Source organism: Myxococcus llanfairpwllgwyngyllgogerychwyrndrobwllllantysiliogogogochensis, from assembly GCF_006636215.1.
Lineage (GTDB): Bacteria > Myxococcota > Myxococcia > Myxococcales > Myxococcaceae > Myxococcus > Myxococcus llanfairpwllgwyngyllgogerychwyrndrobwllllantysiliogogogochensis.
In genome coordinates, this window is the sequence record NZ_VIFM01000597.1 from 1 (window position 1) to 652 (window position 652).

The window sequence follows — 652 nt, forward strand, 5'->3', positions numbered from 1 at the left end:
TTGATATACATGACGCAGGGATAGCCGACAGGGTATCCCGTTGCCCGCGTATCCATTTCATCCAGCCCGGTTTTTCCGACGTAATAATTATCGATATCACGTTTCGGCCAGCCGTCGCGGGATGCCATCATTCGTTCCCACAGATGATAACTCATCAGGTTGCGTAGGTTTGTGTGGTCAATCCAGTTGGCCTTAAACACCCATTCATCGTGCGGCAGGCAGTCGCCAATTTTTAGCGTAAATAAATCATCGTATTTGTCGTCAATATACAACCCGATATTGAGATTTTTTTTCGCGTAGGCGGCGGACGAATCCCCCTGTACGGAAATAGATGAATACGGGATATTCAGTATTTCACCATCAATATCGATAGTGGCGGAGGTATAATATTCGCCCTCGCCTTTAGAGGCCGGAATACCGGATGGCGAATTGACAAAGATTTTAATGATATTGCCCGGCTTCGGAAACGTGTACTGCTCGCTGTACGTTTCGCGGGCCTCAACAGAAATCGCATCAGGATCGAAACCGTCCAGCGGCACCAGTGCCCCGGCCAGCATGGACAGGTTATAAAGATTATTAAGCAGGCGTTGCGAAGAGTCATAATCGCCATCGTCACTGCTGCCAGGTTCGAACCCTTCCAGCGGTGTCAACG

The 652-nt window shown here is 49.2% G+C and carries 1 protein-coding gene; it reads right to left on the minus strand.

Going from position 1 to position 652, the window contains the following annotated elements:
• A partial coding sequence (locus FJV41_RS52995) for a CotH kinase family protein (protein WP_181791533.1) occupies nt 1-652 on the minus strand: 652 nt, incomplete at both ends.